A 17,466-nucleotide genomic window follows, 5' to 3' on the forward strand; every position below is an offset into this window, starting at 1 on the left:
CCCCCGCCCTGCGCGCCGCCGGCTTCGCAACCCTGTTCGGCGAGGCGATCGCCTGCAACGATGCCGGGCTCAGCTTCGGCCAGATCATCGAATACGGAGGACGCGCGTGATCGAGGATACCCATGTCAGCCTTGCCCACGGCAATGGCGGCCGCCTGATGCGGGCGCTGATCGAGGAGGTCTTCGCCCGCCACCTCGCCGACCCCGCGCTCGACACCGGGGCCGACGCCGTGCCCGTCGCCCTGCCCGCGGGCGAGATCGTCGTCACCACCGACGGCTTCACCGTCCAGCCGCTCAGCTTCCCCGGCGGCGACATCGGCGCCCTCGCGGTGCACGGCACGGTGAACGACCTCGCCGTCGCCGGCGCCCGCCCGCTCTATCTCACCCTGGCCGCGCTGATCGAGGAGGGGCTGGAAATCGCCCGGCTGGAGCGCATCGTCGCCAGCCTCGCCGGCGCCGCCCGCGCCGCCGGCGTGCGCGTCGTCGCCGGCGATACCAAGGTCCTGCCGCGCGGGCAGGGCGGGGGGATCTATCTCGCCCTCACCGGCATCGGCGTCCGCCCGCCCGGCTGCGGCCTCGGCCTCGGCCGGATCGAGACCGGCGATGCCCTGCTGGTCAGCGGCCCGGTGGGCGATCACGGCATCGCGGTGATGCTGGCGCGCGAGGAATTCGGCCTCAGCGGCGATGTCGTGTCCGACGCCGCGAGCGTCCTGCCGCTCACCGCCGCCATCGCCGTCCTGCCCGGCCTGCGCTTCATGCGCGATCCCACGCGCGGCGGCCTCGCCACCGTCGCCCATGAAATCGCCCGCGGCGCCGGCCGCGCCGTCGAACTCGACGAGGCGGCGATCCCCGTCCGCGGCACCACGCGCGCGGTCTGCGACATGCTCGGCTACGATCCGCTCTACCTCGCGAGCGAGGGCCGCGTCGTCGCCGTCGCCGCCCCGGCGGCGGCCGCCGCCATCCTCGCCGCCTGGCGCGCCTTGCCCGAAGGGGAGGGGGCCGCGATCATCGGCGCGATCGGCGCGGCCGCCCCGGCCGATGCCCCGGTTCTCCTGCGCACCCGCATCGGCGGCGCGCGGACCCTGCCCGAACTGGAATCCGACCCGCTGCCGCGGATCTGCTGAGCGGGATCAGCCCGCGAGCGTCGCGTCGATCGAGGCCAGCTCCCGCCGCAACGCCTCGCGCCGCGCCTGCATCGCCCCGTGCTGCGCCCGCCGCGCCCGCTCGCGCCCCTGGCGCAGCCAGTCCAGCCAGGCGCCGAATCCCTCTCCCGTCGCCGCCGAGACCGCGACCGACCCGATGGCCGGATTCACCCGCAGCGCGCCGGCGAGGATCAGCTCCATGTCGCACGCCACATGCGGCAGCAGGTCGATCTTGTTGACCAGCATCAGGTCGGCGGCGTGGAACATGTGCGGATATTTCAGCGGCTTGTCCTCGCCCTCGGTCACCGAGAGAATGACGACCTTGTGCGCCTCGCCGAGGTCGAACCCCGCCGGGCAGACGAGGTTGCCGACATTCTCGATGAACAGGATCCCGCCCTCCAGCGCCGGCAGGTGCTCCAGCGCGTGGCCGACCATGTGCGCGTCGAGATGGCACGCCTTGCCGGTATTGATCTGCCAGGCCGGCGCCCCCGCCGCGCGGATCCGCTCGGCGTCGAACTCCGTCTGCTGGTCGCCCTCGATCACCGCGACCGGCATCTCCGCCTTCAGCGCCGCGACCGTCCGCACCAGCAGCGAGGTCTTGCCCGAGCCGGGGCTGGAGACGAGGTTGACGACGAAAATGCCCCGCTCGGCGAAATACGTCCGGTTGGCATCGGCATGGCGCTGGTTCGCCGCCATGATGTCCTGCTCCACCCGCACCATCCGCGCCGGCGCCAGCCCCGCCGCGTGCGCGTGCTCCGCCGCGTGGCCATGATCATGCCCGTGGTCGTGCCCGTGCCCATGCCCATGATCATGCTCATGCTCATGATGGTGTTCCCCGGTATCGCCGCAGCCGCATATGCCGCACATCATGTCACCTCGATCTGCCTGATCCTGATCTGCTTGCCGTCGAGCACCTGCAATTGCAGGCTGCCGCAATGCGGACACGGATCGCCGAAGCGCCGCAGCGTCACCGTGGTGCCGCATTGCATGCACCAGGCCCTGCCATCGACCTCGACGATGTCGAGCCGCGCGTCCTCCGCCAGCGTGCCGCGCGTGACGATGCCGAAATTGAACCGCATCGCCTCGCGTTCCACCGCCGCCAGCGCGCCGATTTCCAGCTCCACCGCATGCACCCGGCTGAACGCGGCCGCCCCCGCCTGCGCTTCCAGCGCCTGCACCAGCCCCTCGCAGAGCGCCATCTCATGCATCGCGGTCCTCCGCGTCGAGCGGCAGGAACTGGTGGCGCTCGGCGTCGCAGTTCGGGCAATGCCACGACTCCGGCAGGTCGGCGAACGCCGTCCCCGGCGCGATCTGCCACACCTCGTCGCCCGCCGCCGGATCGTACACATGCCAGCAGATCCGGCACTCGTAGCGGGAAAGCTCGGCGGTCCCGCTCATGGATAGGCCGCCTCCAGCGCCCGCACGCGCGATGCGGATTCGGCGATGTCGTCCTGGGCGGCGCAGGCCACCGCCGGCACCGCGGCGATCTCCAGCGTGTTCAGGATCAGCGCGTCCGCCGCGTTGTAATACTGCACCCACCAGGTCCCGGCGAGGCGCGTGCTGCGGATCCGGCAGGTGCCATACCCGCCCGAGAGAATGATCGCCGGCCCCTCGCCGAGCGTGCGCACCAGCCAGGTCAGCTCCGCCTCGGCCAGCGGCAGCAGGCCGAGATTGATCACATGCGCCGCGCCGCCCGGCTGGAACGCGGCGCTGCGGGCGCGCAGTTCCGCCAGCACGTGCGGCGCGTTGACCATCTCCGGCGGAATCGCCTCCGGCGCCGGCAGCTCCATAAGCCCCCAGGAAGCTGCGGCGCGCGCCGCCACCACCGCCGGTATTGGCCCGATCTCCAGCCGGTCCAGCCGCCGCCCGGTCGCCGCATCGCGCGCCCGCAGCCGCCACAATCCGGTATAGGCCGTCTCGCCGATCTGCCATTCCGGCGCGCCCAGCACCAGCGCGCTCACCTCGCCATCGAGCAGGATCTCGTCGAGACTGGCGCAATCCGCCGCCGACGCCTCGTCGAGCACGATCTGCCCCACCGCAGCGCCGGATGCCGCCGCCTCCAGCGCCGCGCCGATCCGCTGCAGCCAGGTGCGGCACCGCGCCCGCGCCGCCGGATCGTCGGGCAGCGAGGGCGCGCGGAACACATGCATCTCCGTCGGCAGCGCGAGATAGTCCGGTCCCGCCTCGGCGGTGCCGGATCGCGCGGGCAGGGCGAACGGGTCCATCGTCAGGCCTCCATCGCGGCGGCCGCCGGCGCGCCGATCCTGTCGAGCATCCCGCCGATCGCCTCGAGATACTCCGCCCAGCTCCGCATCCGCGCGACGCTGCCGATCATCGCCCCCTCATGCACCAGAACGAGCGTCGGGCGGACCACCACCCTGAACCGCGCCGCCGCCGCCCGCTCCCGGTCCGGGTCCACCATCGCGCAGCGGAACCGCCCCGCGAACGCCTTCGCAAGCTCCGGCACGATCACGGCGACATCGTCGATCTCCCGATGCCGCGCCGGATCGCCGGTGAACAGGACCAGCGTCGTGCCCTCGGCCAGCGCCGCCTCCAGCCCGTCGCCGCCCAGCTCCCGCACGCCCTCCGCCGCCGCGAGCCGCGCCAGTGCCGCCGATCCCGCCATCACGATGCCTCCGCTATCTGCGCCGCCGGTCCGCCGAACGTCATCGCCACCGCGGCCGGGCCGAGCGGCTCCGCCTCCTCGCCGGCCGCGCGCGGCGCGAGCGCGAACCCCGCCCCGGCCAGATGCGCCCGCACGATGTCCACCGCCTCGCCGATCCGCGCCGCCACCGGCGCCGACAGCCCGCCGCCATAGGTGTCGAGGTCGCAGGGCTGCACGCCGACCAGCACCATCCGCGCCGGCGCCCGCCCCGAAATCTGCGCCAGCGCCAGCACGTCCTGGAAACTCGTCTGGTGCAGGCTCAGCTTCTTCGCGGTCAGGTAGCGCGGCACCTCGTCGTCGGCCGCCACCATCAGCGTCCCCGGCGCCAGCCCGAAATCCACCGCGTCGAGAATGACCAGCAGCCCGGCCTCGCCCACCACCGGCAGCAGCGCCAGCCCCTGCGTCCCGCCATCGACGAGGCGCACCTCCGGCCCGCACGTCCAGCCGGCATTCAGCGCCTCCACCGCGCGCACGCCGAACCCCTCGTCCGCCCAGAGCACGTTGCCGATCCCGAGCACCGTCGCCCCGCGGCTCATTCCCGGTCGTCCTTGAAGAAGCGCCAGCCATTGATCATCGTGCTGATCATCGTCTGCCGCGACATGATGTCCTCCCGCACCGACATGTAGACATGGACCATCGCGAACAGGATCAGGTACCACATCGCCAGGTGATGCCATGTGTGCACCGCCTGGCTGTTGCCGAAGAGCGGCATCACCCAGCTCGTGAACAGCGCAAAGGCCCAGGTGCCATGGCCGGTCCCCTCGCCGAACAGCGCGAAGCCGGTGACGATCTGGAACAGCACGCCGAGCGTGAACATCGCGAACATCGCAAGCTGCGCCAGCGGATTATGCCCGATCTCCTTGCTCGTCTCGCGTTCGAGGAACAGGTACCAGCGGATCGTCCTGGCGAACTCGCGCCGCCACGACCGCCGCCAGACCGCGGGCGCGAAGATCTCCCGCGCATACCGGTTGCCGACGATCGCCCAGTAGATCCGCACCAGCATCGCCACCGCGAACACGTCGCCGGTGATGAAATGGATCGTGCGGATGTCGCCCATCAGGAAATGCTGGCTCGGCTGGCCGACCTGCAACGGCCACAGCGGATCGGCGATCAGGAATCCGGTGATCGACAAAATCACGATCGACAGCGCCATCACCCAGTGCCAGATCCGCACCGGCAGCTCGTACACATAGACCGGCGCGCTCACCCGCCTCGCCGTCGCTCCCTGCGCGAGATCCGTAGGCGTCGTCCGCGTGTCTGCCGTCATGGCACGATCCCCGATCCTGTTTCCGACGATCCCTCAGAGCACCTGCACGCGCACCAGCTCGCCGCCGTCCGGCGCCATCACATGCGTCGAGCAGGCGAGGCACGGATCGAAACTGTGCAGCGTGCGCAGGATCTCCAGCGGCTGCTCGGCATTGGCGAGCGGCGTGTTGAGCAGCGCCGCCTCGAAGGCGCCGATATTGCCGGCCGGGTCGCGCGGCGAGCCGTTCCACGTCGTCGGCACCACCGCCTGATAGGCCTCGATTTTTCCGTTGCGGATATGAATCCAGTGCCCGAGCGCCCCGCGCGGCGCCTCCACCAGCCCCACGCCCTTCGCCTCCGCCGGCCAGCTCGCCGGCTCCCATTTCGCCGTGCTCGCGGTGGCGAGATCGCCGGCCTTGAGATTGTCCATCAGCTGGTCGTGCAGCCGGCGCATCGCATGCGCCGCCCACGAGGCTTCCAGCCCCCGCGCGGCGGTGCGCCCGAGTGTGGTGAACAGCGCCTCGAAGGGCAGGCCGAGATCCTTCAGCAGCCGGTCGACCGGCTCCTTGAATTCCGCCATTCCCCTGGCGTAGCCGATGGTGAAGCGCGAAAGTGGCCCCACCTCCATCGCATGGCCGCGCCAGCGCGGCGCCTTGATGAAGGAGTATTTCTCCGATTCATCGAGCTGGCGGATATCCGTCTTGGTGCCGACGGTCTTGGCGCCGAGCCGGAAATCCGGATCGGTGATCCCCGACCAAGGATGCAGGCCCACGGACTCGTTCGGGTATTTGTACCAGGAATGATCGACGAATTCCTGGATCTGCTGCGGGTCGCGCGCATCCACCTCGTGAATTTCGGCGAGGTTGCCGTTGACGATCGCGCCGCGCGGAATCATCAGGTTCCGGTCCGTCCACGCGTTCGCCTCGAACGGGAACTCGCCGTACGACATCACGTTGCGCCCCGCCAGCCCGCGCCCGTACTGCCAGGTCTTGTAGAACGAGGCGATGGCCTTCAGGTCCGGAATATAGACCTGGTCGATGAACGCGATGGTCTGGTCGATGATCGACGACACCAGATTGAGCTGCACCATGTTCACCGGCGCGCCGGCGGCGAGCGGACCGTCGAGATTGATCGCGCAGGCCATCCCGCCGACCAGCCAGTTCGGATGCGGGTTCTTGCCGCCGAACACGGTATGGATCTTGACGATCTCGCGCTGGAAATCGAGCGCCTCCAGATAGTGCGACACCGCCATCAGGTTCGCCTCGGGCGGCAGCTTGTAGGCGGGGTTGCCCCAGTAGCCGTTCATGAACGGCCCGAGCTGGCCCGAGTCCACGAATTTCTGCAACCGCGTCTGCACGTCGCGGAAATAGCCCGGCGAGGAATTCGGCCACGGCGAGATCGACTGCGCCAGCGCGCTCGTCGCCTTCGGATCGGCCTTCAGCGCGCTCACCACGTCCACCCAGTCCAGCGCGTGCAGGTGGTAGAAATGCACGAGATGATCCTGCGCCCAGAGCGAGGCGGTGATCAGGTTGCGGATCGTGTTGGCGTTGGCCGGAATCCGGATTCCCAGCGCGTCCTCCACCGTCCGCACCGAGGCGAGCGCATGCACCCCGGTGCACACGCCGCAGATCCGCTCGCAGAACGCCCAGGCATCCCGCGGGTCGCGCCCCTTCAGGATCACCTCCAGCCCGCGCCACATCGTCCCCGAGGAGACCGCGTTGCGGATCACGTTGTTCTCGTCGAGATTCACCTCGCAGCGCATGTGCCCCTCGATCCGCGTCACCGGATCGACCACCATGCGCTTGCCGCCCGCATCGAGCGCGAAGCCGTTCGGCGTGCTGACGCTGGTCACGGCCTGTCTCCTTCATCGCCGCTGTGTCGTGCCGCATCGTCGGGATGCGGCTTGCCCAGCATGTGCTTGACCACACTCGCCCCCGCATGCGCGAGAATGCCGGCCCCCGCGGCGCCCGCGACCACCGCGCCCACCTCGTCCGCCGTCGCCTCGATGCCGAATCCCGCGCCGATATGCGAAAGCCGCTGGTAGAACGGGCCATTATCCCAGAAATTGTCCTCGGCGCAGCCGATGCAGCCATGCCCGGACTGGATCGGGAACGACACGCCGCCATTCCACCGCGTCGTCGAGCAGGCGTTGTAGGTGGTCGGCCCCCGGCAGCCCATCTTGTAGAGGCAATAGCCCTCGCGCGCCCCCTCGTCGTCCCACGCCTCGACGAACTCGCCGGCGTCGAAATGCGGCCGCCGATAACATTTGTCGTGGATCCGCTGACCATAGAACATCAGCGGCCGGCCCCGCGCGTCCAGCTCCGGCAGCCGCCCGAACGTCACCATGTAGGTGATCACGCCGGTCATCACCTCCGCGATCGGCGGGCAGCCCGGCACCTTGATGATCGGCTTGCCGGTGATCACCTTGTCGATCGGCGTCGCCGCGGTCGGGTTCGGCCGCGCCGCCTGCACGCATCCCCACGAGGCGCAGGCCCCCCAGGCGATCACCGCCATCGCATCCGCCGCCACCGCCTTGAGCTTCTCGACGAAGGGCTTGCCGCCGACGATGCAGTACATGCCGTCCTCGTTCAGCGGCGGGTTGCCCTCCACCGCCAGAATGTAACGGCCCTTGTACTTCCTCGGAATTTCATCGAGGATCGACTCCGCCTGGTGCCCGGCCGCCGCCATCAGCGTGTCGTCGTAATCGAGCGAGATCATCTTCAGGATCACATCCCGCGCCAGCGGATGGCCCGAGCGGATGAACGATTCCGAACAGCACGTGCATTCCAGCCCATGCATCCAGAGCACCGGAATCCGCGGCTTGGTCTCCATCGCATGCGCGATCCGCGTCGCATAAACGGGGTCGAGCCCGAGTGCCGCGGCGGTCAGGCTGCAGAATTTCAGGAACGAGCGGCGGCTGGTTCCCTGCGCGCGCATCAGCTCGTAGAAGGTTCGCGTCTCATCCGGCATGACAGGTCCTCCTCGCCCCGGCGCCACTGGGCTGGTTCTGCCGAAGTGTTTTCTGTTCGACCCAATAATGACGTCATGTTGCGGCCGGCACAGCGAACCTTCATTGATCTAGGTCAAGCCCGGCCAACGCGGAATGGCGTAATGACGTCGCCATGGACAACAGGATGCCCGACCGATCCCCGTCCCACCTCGCCGATGCGGCAAAGGTCTTCGCCGCGATCGACCGCCAGGACGCCGCCGCCTTCGCGTCGCTCTTCGCCAATAACGGCATGTTTGTCTTCGGCAATGCCGCCCCCGTCATCGGCCCCGCCGCCATCCGCGCCGCGGTCACGGCATTCTTCGCCGCCATCCGCGAATTGCGGCACGACATCATCGATGTCTGGCATGTCGGCGATTCCGTCATCACCCAGCTCACCGTGCTCTACCGCCGCCGCGACGGATCGGTGGTCTCCCTTCCGGCCGCCACCATCTGGCGCGTCTCCGATCTCGGCATCACCGACTACCGCATCTACGCCGACCTCGCCCCGCTCGTCGCCCCGTCGGACTGACGGCGCGTCATGGCCTCCTGCCGGATCGAGCGGCGCCTCGCGATCCCGGTCGCCGCGGCCTACGACCTGATCGCCGACATCGAATCCTATCCCCGCTTCGTCCCCTTCTGGCTCTCCGCGACCATCCTCGAGCGCACCGCGCGCCGGATGACGGTGCGCCAGGCCGTCAGCATCATGGGCCTGCGGATGGACTTCGTCTCCGCCGCCACCCTCGACCCGCCGCACCGCATCGCCATCCGTTCGGCCTTGCACCCCTTCCGCGATTTCGCCCTGTCCTGGTCGCTGCGCGAGATGCGCCCGGCGGCAACGCTGATCCGCGCCGAACTCGCGGTCGAATTCGACTCCCGCCCGCTCGATGCGATGGCATCGCGCCTCGTGCCGGTGCTGCTCTGGCGGGTGGTCGCGGCGTTCGAGCGGGAGGCGAGGGGCCGCGCCGCTCACCCCGCGAGAAGATAGGCGAGCGCCAGCAGCAGCCCGGTCGCCAGGTGCACGCCGATGGTGATCGCGTTCACCCCGAGCAGCTCGAACGGCAACCGCGCCCGCTCGCCCGGCGCCGCCCGCCAGCGCCGCACCCACAAGCTCCCCTTGCGCGTCGCGACGAGGGCGAGCGGCAGCGGCAGCAGCGCGAGGAACGCATATCGTGTCGCCAGCGCCGGATCGGCCCGCCCGATCAGCCCGAGCAGCGCGATCAGCCCGAACCCCGCGGCATCCAGCGCCAGATAGGCGCGGAACGGCCGCCGGAAATCGATGTCGCCGCCCGCCGTCTCCGCCAGCCGCACCACCCAGGTCCGCTTGCCCGCCGCCGCGTCGGCCGGCGCGTCCTGGAACTGGTTGATCCACAGGATCAGCAGCACGAACACCGAAACCGGCAGGGCGGCCAGCAGCCCCGCCAGCCAGGGCACCGGCACGTGCATCGCCTTCGCCAGCACATAGGCGGTGCCGAGCACGATCACCGGCCCGAAGCCGAGCGGCACCGCGACCTCGCCGAGCCCGCGATAGCTCAGCCGGAACGGTCCCATGGTATACATGATGCCGAGTGCGCAGCCGATCACGCCGAAGCCGAGCAGCGGCGTCGGCGCCAGCGCGTGGCCGGCGAGTGCCGCGTTGATGTGCAGCCCGATCGCGACCGTGCCGCCGAAGCAGATCGCGCTGCCCAGCAGCACCTTCCACGCCGCCACCATCCCGAGCTGGATCGCCCGGCTGCCCCCGGTGAACGGATTGCCGCCAACCTCGTTGCCCTCGTCGGCCCCGGTCTCGTGGTCGCCGTAATCGTTGATCAGGTTCGTCCCCGCCGCCGCCAGCAGAACGCCCGCGATGCACCAGAGGAACAGCGCCCACGGCCAGTCAGCCCCGGTCCCGGCCCGTGCCATCGCGAACCGCGCCACCGCCCCGCCCAGCAGCACCGGCACGATCGCGGCGGTGAAGAACGGTGCCCGCACGGTGCGGATCCACAGCCGCATCCACCCGCCGAGATCGTCCAGCGCCAGCCGCGCGTCGCTGCGCCGGTTCTGCGGCAGCGCCTGCCAGGCGAAGCGCGGCGTCGCCATCCGGTCCACCAGCGCGAGCCTGGTCGGCCGCAGCCGGTAGCAGGCAAATTCTCGCGCCGCCGCGTCATCCGGCCCGGCCCCGCCATGCAGCGCCGCCAACACCCGCCCCCGCGCCGCCGCTTCCCGCAGCTCGACGCAGAAGCCCGTGACCTCCAGCAGGAGCGAAAATAACGGATCGTCAGTCTCGACGATCGCCTGCGCCCGCGGATTGATCGACAGCAGGGCGGCGAGGCGCGAGGCGCGATGGGCGGCGAAGACGATGTCCTCCCCATCCCGCGCGCAGAGCAGCGGTGTTGCCGACGGGTTGCCGTCGATCGCGCCGGCGATCACCATCCGCCGCGCCTTGTCGAACAGTTGCGCGGTCAGCGCCTGGTCCGCACTCGCCCGCTCCGCGTTGCCGCCGAGGCGCATGGCGCCGAACTGGTCCATCCCGGCCTCCCGTCGTCCCGAATTCCGCGCTCAGCCGCACATGCCGTTCAGATTGACCGGCGCCGTTCCGGCCGGCGCCTTCGGTGCCGCCTGCGGCGCGGCGGGGGCCGCCTCGGGTGCGGCCGGGGCCGGCGCGATCGGCGTCGCCACGATCTCGGGGCAGAGGTTGAGCGCCCGCACCATCGCCGCCTGGTCCGGCCGCGCCGCCGCCGCCTCCAGCGCCTGTCCCCACGCCGCGAGCCCGCCCGTCATCGCCCGCGCCATCACCCCCGAGGCCCGCAGCATCACCGCCGCCTCGGCCGCCTTGTCCGTGGCGTTGCCATACAAGATCACCTGCGGCGAGCGGCGCAGGCGGTTGATCTCCTGCGGCAGCGCAAGTTGCGATATCGGAACGTTACGCGCGTCGCGGATATGCCCGGCGGCGAACTCCTTCGGCGCGCGGATGTCGATCAGCGTGAAATCCCGCCGCTGCGCCATGATCAGCGCCCGCACGCTGGCCGGCGCGATCTGCGTGTCGCCGCGCGCGATCGCCTGCGCCAGCGTCGTCGAAGCGCCCGGTGCGGCGGCCAGTGCCGCGCCCGCCGGCGCCATCACGGCAAGGGCCGTCGGCAGCGGCGGCACCGCGGCGGCCGCGGCGGTCAGCAGCGAAAGGAGCGGGGCGTGTTTCGGTGTGCGGGCCATGGTGGTTGCGTTCCTTCTAGAAGCGGCCGTTCGGGTTTTCGCCGTCATGGCGCAGGCGGTCGAGCAGGGCGGCGTTGAACTGGTTGTGAAAGCTCCGCCAGCCGGTCTGTTGCCCGGCGGTGACGACGATGTCGCGCAGCAGGAACCCGCCGACCAGCACCAGCACCGAGGCGGTGCCGGCCAGCAGCGCGATCGGGCGGCGCCAGCTCGCCGCTTCCATCAGCAGCGGCAGCGCGAGGCCGAGCGCCATGAACCCGACCCAGAACAGCCCGGTCAGCGCCCCGCCCAGCAGCAGCGCCGCCGCCGCCTGCTGCAACGCGTCGCCATTGAGCATGTCGATCAGGAACAGCCCGATCAGCGCCATCTCCACCAGGATCAGCCCGAGATCGATCCGCCCGAACAGGTGCCGCTCCTTCGCCGTGCGCGCGCCGAGAACGATCACCGCCGCCCCGGTCGACATGCCCGAGACCAGGAACAGCGGCCCGAGCAGCGCCGAATGCCAGAACGGCCGCGCGTTGAACCCCGAGAGCAGCACGCCGGTATAGACGCAGAGCGCGATCCCGAGCGCGACGTTCACCGCCGCCACCGCCCGCCGCGCCGCGACGCTCAGCCCGATCACCCGCCCCGCCAGCGCGCCGATCGCGGGCAGCCTCCGCAGCCATCGCGCCAGCGGCGGAAACCCGGCATCGATCCCGCCCAGCGCCATCAGCGCCAGCGCCGGCATCACCAGCAGCAATATCCACGATCCCCACGACATCGGCGAGGTCACATGCAGGACCGTGTAGAACCGCCACACATCGATCTTGCGCTCGAGGTCGAGGAACAGCGCGCCGAGCCCGACCGCCAGCAGCACCAGCGCCACCAGCGGCGCGCGCCGCGCGGCGAAGGGCGCATCCTCGTCCCGCCGCCCGAGGATCACCGCGCCCGAGCACAGCATCATCCCGCCCGCCAGCCCGCCGAGAAACAGATAGGTCGCGATCTGCCATCCCCAGATCGCCAGATGCGGCTCGACGCGGGGATTCGCCAGAACGCTCGCCAGAACCTCTTCACGCATCCGCCCGTCCTCCGTCCGCCATCCGCACTAACGCAGGTAGAACACGTTGGGCTGGTTGCCGGTCTCCGGCGCCAGCACGTAATGCGCGCGCGTGGCGAGCAGCCGGCTGACCGCGCTGCCCGGATCGTCCAGCAGCCCGAAATGCATCGCATGCGCCGGGCAGGTCGCCACGCAGGCCGGGTCCTCGCCATACTGCACCCGATGGACGCAGAAGGTGCATTTGCCGATATAGCCCTGCGGTTCCATGATCAGCCGGGAATCGTAGGGGCAGGCGGCGATGCACGCCTTGCAGCCGGTGCAGCGCGTCGCATCGACCACCACGATGTTGCTGCCGTTCCAGTACTGGCTCGCCCCGGTCGGGCAGGCGTCGACGCAGGTCGCGTGCGAGCAGTGATTGCACCGCTCCGAGCGGAATTCCGTCTTCAGCGACGGATACCGCCCCTCGGTGATCTCCACCACCCAGTCATAGCACAGCCCCTCCGGCACGTTGTTTTCCATCCGGCAGGCATCGACGCAGTCGGTGCAGCCGATGCAGGTCTTCGTGTCGATCACCATGGCGAAATGCGGCATCACGCGCTCTCCTTGCGGAACGTCACGAAATTGCCCCGCATGCCGGTGCCGCCCATGATCGGGTCGTAGAGCACCCGCGTCATCAGCGCCGAATCATCCGCGCCGCGCCCGCGCGCGAGCGAAAGCCCCGGCGCCGTGTGGCCGAACCCGTGCACCAGCCACACCGAATCCGGCCGCGTCCGCTCGGTCACCCGCACCCGCACCTTGTTGCTCACCACCCCGTCCTGGTTCACCAGCCGGACATAGGTTCCGTTGCGAATGCCGAAGCGCCGCGCCGCCGTCGGATGGATCCACACCAGGTTCTCCGGCATCAGCTGGTAGAGCACGGGATTGTTCTGCGTGCGGCTGAAGCTGTGCTGCGGCGCGCGGCCGTAATTGAGGTGGAAATGATCCGCCGGCGGCGCCTCCGGCCGCGTGTAGCGCGGCAGCGGATCGAACCCCGCCTGCTGCAAGGTTGCCGAGAACAACTCGATCTTTCCGCTCGGCGTCCCGAAGCGCGGCGTCTCCCCCGGCGCGAAATACGCCGGCGTCCGCCGCGGGAACGCCCTGATCCCGGTCGTCTCCAGCTCCTTCAGCGAGGAGCCGACCTGGCGCAGCTGCCAGTCGATCACCTCGGTGTAATCCGTCCACGGGAAATACCGCCCAAGGCCGAGCCGCGTGCCGATCTCGCGTGCGATCCACCATCCCGGCTTCGACTCCCCGCGCGGCGGCAGCGCCGGTGCCCGCAGTGCGAGCGCGGGATACCGCTCGCCGCTGTTGCGCAGCGGGTCGTGCCGTTCGAGATACGAGCATTCCGGCAGCACCACATCGGCATAGCCGGTCACCTCGGCCGGCTGCACGTCGACCGCGACGATCAGCTCCAGCGACTGCGCGGCCGCCTCCAGCGTCCTGCGGATTCCGGGCATCGTCATCGGCAGGTTGGTGTCGTAGACGATCAGCCCCTTGTAATGCGCGTCCGCCCCGTGCGCGTTGTCGAGAATGACATTGGTGACCGGCGCGCCCGCCAGCGGAAACACCGGCAGCGCGATCTCCCGCCACGAGGTCTTCGGCACCGGATAGGCGGGCACCGGATAGGCGGGCAGGGCGACGCTCTCCGGCAGGTAATAGCCGCCCTCGCGGCCCCAGATCCCGAGCAGCCCGGCGAGGATCGCCATCGCCCGCGCCCGCTGCGTGTCGTCGCCCCACCAGGTCGAGTGCCGGCCCGGATGCACCACCGTCGCCGGCGCCGCCGCCGCCATCAGCCGCGCCGTCTCGCGGATCAGCGCGGGCTCGATCCCGGTCTCGCCATAGGCCCATTCCGGCGTGAACGGCGCGACATGCGCGCACAGCGCCTCCAGCCCCACCGTGTTCCGCGCCACATATCCGGCATCGTAGCGCCGCTCCGCGAGAATCACGTTCATCCACGCCAGCAGCAGCGCGATATCGGTGCCGGGGCGGATCGGCAGCCAGTGATTCGCCTTCCCCGCCGCGACCGAGAAGCGCGGATCGACGACGATGATCGTCGCATCGTTGCGGATGCCGTCGGTGAAGGTCCGCACCTGGCTGTTGTGCAGGTTCTCGCCGATATGCGTGCCGATCAGCACGATGCAGCGCGCCTTCGCCATGTCGGTCTGCTCGGGCGAGCCGAAGCCCTGACCGAACGTCAGGAAGAACCCGGTGTCGCGCGGCCCGCGGCACTGCGCGAACGCCGGCTCGGCGATGCTGTCCGAACCGAAGGCGCGCACCAGATGGCTGAAATGCGCCGCCCCCGGCCCGTGCACGAGCGCCGCCAGCCGGTCCGGCCCGTGCTCGCGCGCGATCTTCTCCATCCGCTCGGCCACGAGCCCCAGCGCGTTGTCCCAGCTCGCCACCTCGAAGCGCTGGTCCGCCCCCTTGCCCATCCGCACCAGCGGCCGCACCAGCCGGTTCGGATCGTAATAGGCGCCGACCCCGCCGGTCCCGCGCGTGCAGAGCCGGCCCTCGCAATGCGCATCCTCCGGGTTGCCGGTGATCTTCCACAGCCGCTCGCCGCGCGTGTGAACCTTCGCGGCACAGGCCCAGAAGCAGATATTGCAGACGGTCGGGGTTTCCGTCGCCGGCGCCTCGGTCATCATCCTTTGCCACTCGGCGGGGCGGCTGCACCCGGCGAGGGTCGGGCCGAGCAGCGCGGCCGAGGCGACGGCGGAACTCATCCTGATGAAATCGCGTCTCTGCATGCCGCCTTTTCCATCCCCGCGATGCCGGCGGCTCGGGCGCGCCGCCCGTCATCGCCGGCAACCTGGCGTTCGAGGGCCGAACCGCCTCATCCGCATGGATGAAGTCAATAAAGCCGCCGATCGTCGCCCGCATTGACCTGCGTCAACGCCTTGCCGCCGTGCATCCAATATTGAACAGCGCGATGCGGTTGCTGCGGCTTCATTTGTCCGCGCGCGCATCGTGATGACGGCGCAACGCCGCGCCGCGGCTCGGCAATGCCGCCCGGCGCGCGAGGAAGGAGCGGAACTTTCATGAACATGCAGACGAGAACAGCCGCCTTGGCCACGGCCCGGCCGGCCGCCGCGATCATGGCATCGCTTTCCGCCGCGGCACTCGGCATCGCGGTGCTGGGCCTCGCCGCCACCGCGCCCGCCCGCGCCGCGCCCGCCTCATCCGCGCCGCCGCTGGTCGATGCCGCCTGGCTGCGCGCCCACCTGCACGACCGCGGCCAGGTCATCCTCGAGGTCTACGACACCGCCACCCAGCGCCCGGCCTACGAGGCCGGCCACATTCCCGGCGCCGTCTTCACCGGCTTCCTCAACGATGGCTGGCGCGTCCCGCGCGACGGCATCCCCGGCATGCTGCCCCCGCCGGAGCAGATCGCCGGCGTCATCGGCCATTTCGGCATCGGCAACGCGACCCGCGTCATCATCGTCCCCGCCGGCCGCGCCCGCGGCGACTTCAACGCCGCCGCCCGCGTGTTCTGGACGCTGCGCATGGAAGGTGCCGACAACGCCTCGATCCTCAACGGCGGCGACCGCGCCTGGTTCGCCGACCCGGTCGATCCGGTCGCCCGCGGCAATGTTCCCCTCCGCCCCGCCGTCTTCGTCCCGCATCCCACCACCGAATATCTCGCGACGATGCCGATGGTGCGCGCGACGCTCGACAGCCACGCCGCCCAGCTGGTCGATGCCCGTCCCCCCGCCCAGTTCGAGGGCCGGGTCAGGGCGCCGGTCGATGCCCGCGCCGGCACGCTGCCCGGCGCGCGCAACCTGCCCTTCTCGGCGGTGCTGACCGCCGATGGCGAGGGCGTGCGCCCGATGCCCGAACTCGCCCAGGCGCTGCACCGCGCCGGCGTCGAGCGCGGCGCGCCGTCGATCACCTTCTGCAACACCGGCCATTTCGCCTCGACCGACTGGTTCGTGCTGCGCGAGGTCCTCGCCAATCCGCGCGTCCGGCTCTACGACGGTTCGATGTCGGAATGGTCGCGCAACCCCGCCCTGCCGATGGTCCCCGGCCACTCGGCCTTCTGAGCGGACCGCGCGCGATGAAACCCGGCCTCCGCCCCGTGTGGAATCCCCATGCCGCCGGGGCGGCGCTGGGGGTGCTGCTGTTCGTCACCTTCCTCGCCACCGGCCACGGGCTCGGCGTCACCGGGGCGACGACCTACGCCACCGCGTCGGCCCTGGCGGCGGCGTCGCCGCGCGGGCTCGCGCCGCACAGCTACCTCGCCGCCTATGCCCGCGCCGGCCTCGATCAGTGGATCGTCTGGGAAGCCGGCGGCATGCTTCTCGGCGGCCTCGCCGGCGCCGCCCTCGGCCGCCGCCTGCGCCCGCGCATCGACGGCCCGCGCCTCGCCGCCTCGCCGGTCCGTCTCGCCCTCGCCCTGCTCGGCGGCACCGCCTCCGGCTTCGGCGCGCGCATGGCGATGGGCTGCACCAGCGGCATGGGCCTGTCCGGCTCGGCGCCGCTCGCCGTCGCCGGCTTCGTGTTCCTCATCGGCTTCTTCGCCGCCGGCCTCCTCGCCGGCCGCCTCGTCGCGCCGCTCTGGGGCGGGGAGGGCGGGCGATGATCCATCTCCCCCTCGGCTGGACCGGCTCGCTCTCCGGCCTGCTCATCGGCCTCGCCTTCGGCGCGATCCTCGAGGGCGCCGGCTTCGCCGACCCGGCGCGCCTCACCGGCCAGCTCCGCCTCGTGGACTGGACGGTGTTCAAGGTGATGTTCACCGCGATCATCGTCACCGGGACGCTGCTCTACCTGTTCCGCGATCTCGGCCTGCTGCCCTTCGGGCGCATCTTCGTCCCCTCGCTCTATCTCTGGGGCACGCTGCTCGGCGGTGCCCTGATCGGCATCGGCATGGCCGTCGGCGGCTACTGCCCCGGCACCGCCGCCGTCGCCCTGGCCTCCGGCCGGCTCGACGGCCTGGTCTTCCTGCTCGGCATCGGCGCCGGCACGATCCTGTTCAACGGCGCCTATCCCGCCATCGGCGCCTGGGCCTACGCCCGCACCGGCAAGGCGGCGCTCACCCTGCCGCAGCTGCTGCACCTCTCGCCCTGGATCATCCTGTCCGCGCTGCTCGCCCTGCTCGTCGCCGTCGTCCGACTCACCGCCGCCCCCGCCGGCCGGGCGTCATCATGACCGCGCCCGCCCCGCCGCTCGCC

General features: G+C 70.7%; 21 protein-coding genes. 6 read left to right on the forward strand and 15 right to left on the reverse strand.

The window, feature by feature from the left end:
• Window positions 1–106: 106 nt before the first annotated feature.
• Complete coding sequence (hypE, locus tag RT91_RS04275) at window positions 107–1,123, forward strand: hydrogenase expression/formation protein HypE (protein ID WP_035185819.1); 1,017 nt, start codon at window positions 107–109, stop codon at window positions 1,121–1,123.
• Between the two features lie 6 nt (window positions 1,124–1,129).
• Here the strand turns inward: hypE and hypB are convergent, their stop codons facing one another.
• Genes hypB through RT91_RS04320 form a run of 9 tightly spaced genes read right to left on the reverse strand, consistent with a single transcriptional unit; the run spans window position 1,130 to window position 8,021 of the window.
• A complete protein-coding gene (gene hypB, locus RT91_RS04280) occupies window positions 1,130–2,011 on the reverse strand; it encodes a hydrogenase nickel incorporation protein HypB (RefSeq protein ID WP_035185820.1) in 882 nt (293 codons plus the stop codon).
• A complete protein-coding gene (gene hypA, locus RT91_RS04285; RefSeq protein WP_035185821.1) occupies window positions 2,008–2,349 on the reverse strand; it encodes a hydrogenase maturation nickel metallochaperone HypA in 342 nt (113 codons plus the stop codon). The genes hypB and hypA overlap by 4 nt, the downstream gene beginning before the upstream one ends.
• On the reverse strand, window positions 2,342–2,539 hold the full coding sequence (locus RT91_RS04290) for a rubredoxin (RefSeq protein WP_035185822.1): 198 nt from the start codon (window positions 2,537–2,539) through the stop codon (window positions 2,342–2,344). The genes hypA and RT91_RS04290 overlap by 8 nt, the downstream gene beginning before the upstream one ends.
• Window positions 2,536–3,366: a hydrogenase expression/formation protein gene (locus tag RT91_RS04295; RefSeq protein ID WP_035185823.1), complete on the reverse strand. Its 831-nt coding sequence runs from the start codon at window positions 3,364–3,366 to the stop codon at window positions 2,536–2,538. The genes RT91_RS04290 and RT91_RS04295 overlap by 4 nt, the downstream gene beginning before the upstream one ends.
• Before the next feature lie 2 nt (window positions 3,367–3,368).
• Window positions 3,369–3,767 carry a hydrogenase gene (locus RT91_RS04300; RefSeq protein ID WP_011941456.1) on the reverse strand — a complete coding sequence of 133 codons (399 nt, stop codon included), beginning with the start codon at window positions 3,765–3,767 and terminating at the stop codon, window positions 3,369–3,371.
• The gene (locus RT91_RS04305) at window positions 3,767–4,342 is read right to left on the reverse strand and encodes a HyaD/HybD family hydrogenase maturation endopeptidase (RefSeq protein ID WP_013639342.1); all 576 of its coding nucleotides are present in this window, start codon (window positions 4,340–4,342) and stop codon (window positions 3,767–3,769) included. The genes RT91_RS04300 and RT91_RS04305 overlap by 1 nt, the downstream gene beginning before the upstream one ends.
• Entirely contained in the window at window positions 4,339–5,073 is a 735-nt protein-coding gene (gene cybH / locus RT91_RS04310) for a Ni/Fe-hydrogenase, b-type cytochrome subunit (protein WP_013639343.1), read from the reverse strand. The genes RT91_RS04305 and cybH overlap by 4 nt, the downstream gene beginning before the upstream one ends.
• 33 nt (window positions 5,074–5,106) lie before the next feature.
• Window positions 5,107–6,903, reverse strand: a complete 1,797-nt coding sequence (locus tag RT91_RS04315; protein ID WP_035185824.1) for a nickel-dependent hydrogenase large subunit — start codon at window positions 6,901–6,903, stop codon at window positions 5,107–5,109.
• The gene (locus tag RT91_RS04320) at window positions 6,900–8,021 is read right to left on the reverse strand and encodes a hydrogenase small subunit (RefSeq protein WP_035185825.1); all 1,122 of its coding nucleotides are present in this window, start codon (window positions 8,019–8,021) and stop codon (window positions 6,900–6,902) included. The genes RT91_RS04315 and RT91_RS04320 overlap by 4 nt, the downstream gene beginning before the upstream one ends.
• Window positions 8,022–8,185: 164 nt before the next feature.
• On the opposite strand from RT91_RS04320, the gene RT91_RS04325 reads away from it, so the two are divergent.
• Window positions 8,186–8,569 (forward strand): nuclear transport factor 2 family protein, encoded by a 384-nt coding sequence (locus tag RT91_RS04325; RefSeq protein ID WP_231844465.1) that lies wholly within the window; start codon window positions 8,186–8,188, stop codon window positions 8,567–8,569.
• Window positions 8,570–8,578: 9 nt separating this feature from the next.
• Window positions 8,579–9,025: a type II toxin-antitoxin system RatA family toxin gene (locus tag RT91_RS04330; RefSeq protein WP_035185826.1), complete on the forward strand. Its 447-nt coding sequence runs from the start codon at window positions 8,579–8,581 to the stop codon at window positions 9,023–9,025.
• On the opposite strand, the gene RT91_RS04335 is transcribed toward RT91_RS04330, so the two are convergent.
• From RT91_RS04335 to RT91_RS21330, 6 genes are all read right to left on the reverse strand, one after another.
• Window positions 9,007–10,545, reverse strand: coding sequence for a prenyltransferase (locus RT91_RS04335; protein ID WP_035185827.1), 1,539 nt, complete (start codon window positions 10,543–10,545; stop codon window positions 9,007–9,009). The genes RT91_RS04330 and RT91_RS04335 overlap by 19 nt on opposite strands.
• Before the next feature lie 30 nt (window positions 10,546–10,575).
• A complete protein-coding gene (locus RT91_RS04340; protein WP_035185828.1) occupies window positions 10,576–11,226 on the reverse strand; it encodes a rhodanese-like domain-containing protein in 651 nt (216 codons plus the stop codon).
• Between the two features lie 16 nt (window positions 11,227–11,242).
• Window positions 11,243–12,280 carry an NrfD/PsrC family molybdoenzyme membrane anchor subunit gene (gene nrfD, locus RT91_RS04345; RefSeq protein WP_035185829.1) on the reverse strand — a complete coding sequence of 346 codons (1,038 nt, stop codon included), beginning with the start codon at window positions 12,278–12,280 and terminating at the stop codon, window positions 11,243–11,245.
• A gap of 27 nt (window positions 12,281–12,307) precedes the next feature.
• Entirely contained in the window at window positions 12,308–12,850 is a 543-nt protein-coding gene (locus RT91_RS04350; protein WP_035185830.1) for a 4Fe-4S dicluster domain-containing protein, read from the reverse strand.
• The gene (locus tag RT91_RS04355) at window positions 12,850–15,045 is read right to left on the reverse strand and encodes a molybdopterin-dependent oxidoreductase (protein ID WP_035185831.1); all 2,196 of its coding nucleotides are present in this window, start codon (window positions 15,043–15,045) and stop codon (window positions 12,850–12,852) included. Before RT91_RS04355 ends, RT91_RS04350 begins: the two co-directional genes overlap by 1 nt.
• A 104-nt stretch (window positions 15,046–15,149) precedes the next feature.
• Complete coding sequence (locus RT91_RS21330; protein WP_162491916.1) at window positions 15,150–15,395, reverse strand: hypothetical protein; 246 nt, start codon at window positions 15,393–15,395, stop codon at window positions 15,150–15,152.
• On the opposite strand from RT91_RS21330, the gene RT91_RS04360 reads away from it, so the two are divergent.
• Genes RT91_RS04360 through RT91_RS04370 form a run of 3 tightly spaced genes read left to right on the forward strand, consistent with a single transcriptional unit; the run spans window position 15,394 to window position 17,443 of the window.
• Window positions 15,394–16,338, forward strand: a complete 945-nt coding sequence (locus RT91_RS04360; protein ID WP_240314181.1) for a sulfurtransferase — start codon at window positions 15,394–15,396, stop codon at window positions 16,336–16,338. The genes RT91_RS21330 and RT91_RS04360 overlap by 2 nt on opposite strands.
• A gap of 14 nt (window positions 16,339–16,352) precedes the next feature.
• Entirely contained in the window at window positions 16,353–16,877 is a 525-nt protein-coding gene (locus tag RT91_RS04365) for a YeeE/YedE thiosulfate transporter family protein (RefSeq protein ID WP_035185833.1), read from the forward strand.
• Window positions 16,874–17,443 carry a YeeE/YedE thiosulfate transporter family protein gene (locus RT91_RS04370; RefSeq protein ID WP_035185836.1) on the forward strand — a complete coding sequence of 190 codons (570 nt, stop codon included), beginning with the start codon at window positions 16,874–16,876 and terminating at the stop codon, window positions 17,441–17,443. Before RT91_RS04365 ends, RT91_RS04370 begins: the two co-directional genes overlap by 4 nt.
• Window positions 17,444–17,466: the final 23 nt, after the last annotated feature.

It is taken from the genome of Acidiphilium sp. JA12-A1 (genome assembly GCF_000724705.2).
GTDB lineage: Bacteria > Pseudomonadota > Alphaproteobacteria > Acetobacterales > Acetobacteraceae > Acidiphilium > Acidiphilium multivorum.

Coding starts and splice junctions, on each gene's coding strand:
- RT91_RS04305 (WP_013639342.1), bottom strand. CDS start 4,342: ATGAGCCGCGGGGCGACGGTGCTCGGGATCGGCAACGTGCTCTGGGCG.
- RT91_RS04360 (WP_240314181.1), top strand. CDS start 15,394: ATGGCATCGCTTTCCGCCGCGGCACTCGGCATCGCGGTGCTGGGCCTC.
- RT91_RS04330 (WP_035185826.1), top strand. CDS start 8,579: ATGGCCTCCTGCCGGATCGAGCGGCGCCTCGCGATCCCGGTCGCCGCG.
- RT91_RS04370 (WP_035185836.1), top strand. CDS start 16,874: ATGATCCATCTCCCCCTCGGCTGGACCGGCTCGCTCTCCGGCCTGCTC.
- cybH (WP_013639343.1), bottom strand. CDS start 5,073: ATGACGGCAGACACGCGGACGACGCCTACGGATCTCGCGCAGGGAGCG.
- RT91_RS04300 (WP_011941456.1), bottom strand. CDS start 3,767: ATGGCGGGATCGGCGGCACTGGCGCGGCTCGCGGCGGCGGAGGGCGTG.
- RT91_RS04325 (WP_231844465.1), top strand. CDS start 8,186: ATGCCCGACCGATCCCCGTCCCACCTCGCCGATGCGGCAAAGGTCTTC.
- RT91_RS04355 (WP_035185831.1), bottom strand. CDS start 15,045: ATGCAGAGACGCGATTTCATCAGGATGAGTTCCGCCGTCGCCTCGGCC.
- RT91_RS04295 (WP_035185823.1), bottom strand. CDS start 3,366: ATGGACCCGTTCGCCCTGCCCGCGCGATCCGGCACCGCCGAGGCGGGA.
- RT91_RS04320 (WP_035185825.1), bottom strand. CDS start 8,021: ATGCCGGATGAGACGCGAACCTTCTACGAGCTGATGCGCGCGCAGGGA.
- RT91_RS21330 (WP_162491916.1), bottom strand. CDS start 15,395: ATGATCGCGGCGGCCGGCCGGGCCGTGGCCAAGGCGGCTGTTCTCGTC.
- RT91_RS04350 (WP_035185830.1), bottom strand. CDS start 12,850: ATGCCGCATTTCGCCATGGTGATCGACACGAAGACCTGCATCGGCTGC.
- RT91_RS04365 (WP_035185833.1), top strand. CDS start 16,353: ATGAAACCCGGCCTCCGCCCCGTGTGGAATCCCCATGCCGCCGGGGCG.
- RT91_RS04340 (WP_035185828.1), bottom strand. CDS start 11,226: ATGGCCCGCACACCGAAACACGCCCCGCTCCTTTCGCTGCTGACCGCC.
- hypA (WP_035185821.1), bottom strand. CDS start 2,349: ATGCATGAGATGGCGCTCTGCGAGGGGCTGGTGCAGGCGCTGGAAGCG.
- RT91_RS04335 (WP_035185827.1), bottom strand. CDS start 10,545: ATGGACCAGTTCGGCGCCATGCGCCTCGGCGGCAACGCGGAGCGGGCG.
- nrfD (WP_035185829.1), bottom strand. CDS start 12,280: ATGCGTGAAGAGGTTCTGGCGAGCGTTCTGGCGAATCCCCGCGTCGAG.
- hypB (WP_035185820.1), bottom strand. CDS start 2,011: ATGATGTGCGGCATATGCGGCTGCGGCGATACCGGGGAACACCATCAT.
- RT91_RS04290 (WP_035185822.1), bottom strand. CDS start 2,539: ATGAGCGGGACCGCCGAGCTTTCCCGCTACGAGTGCCGGATCTGCTGG.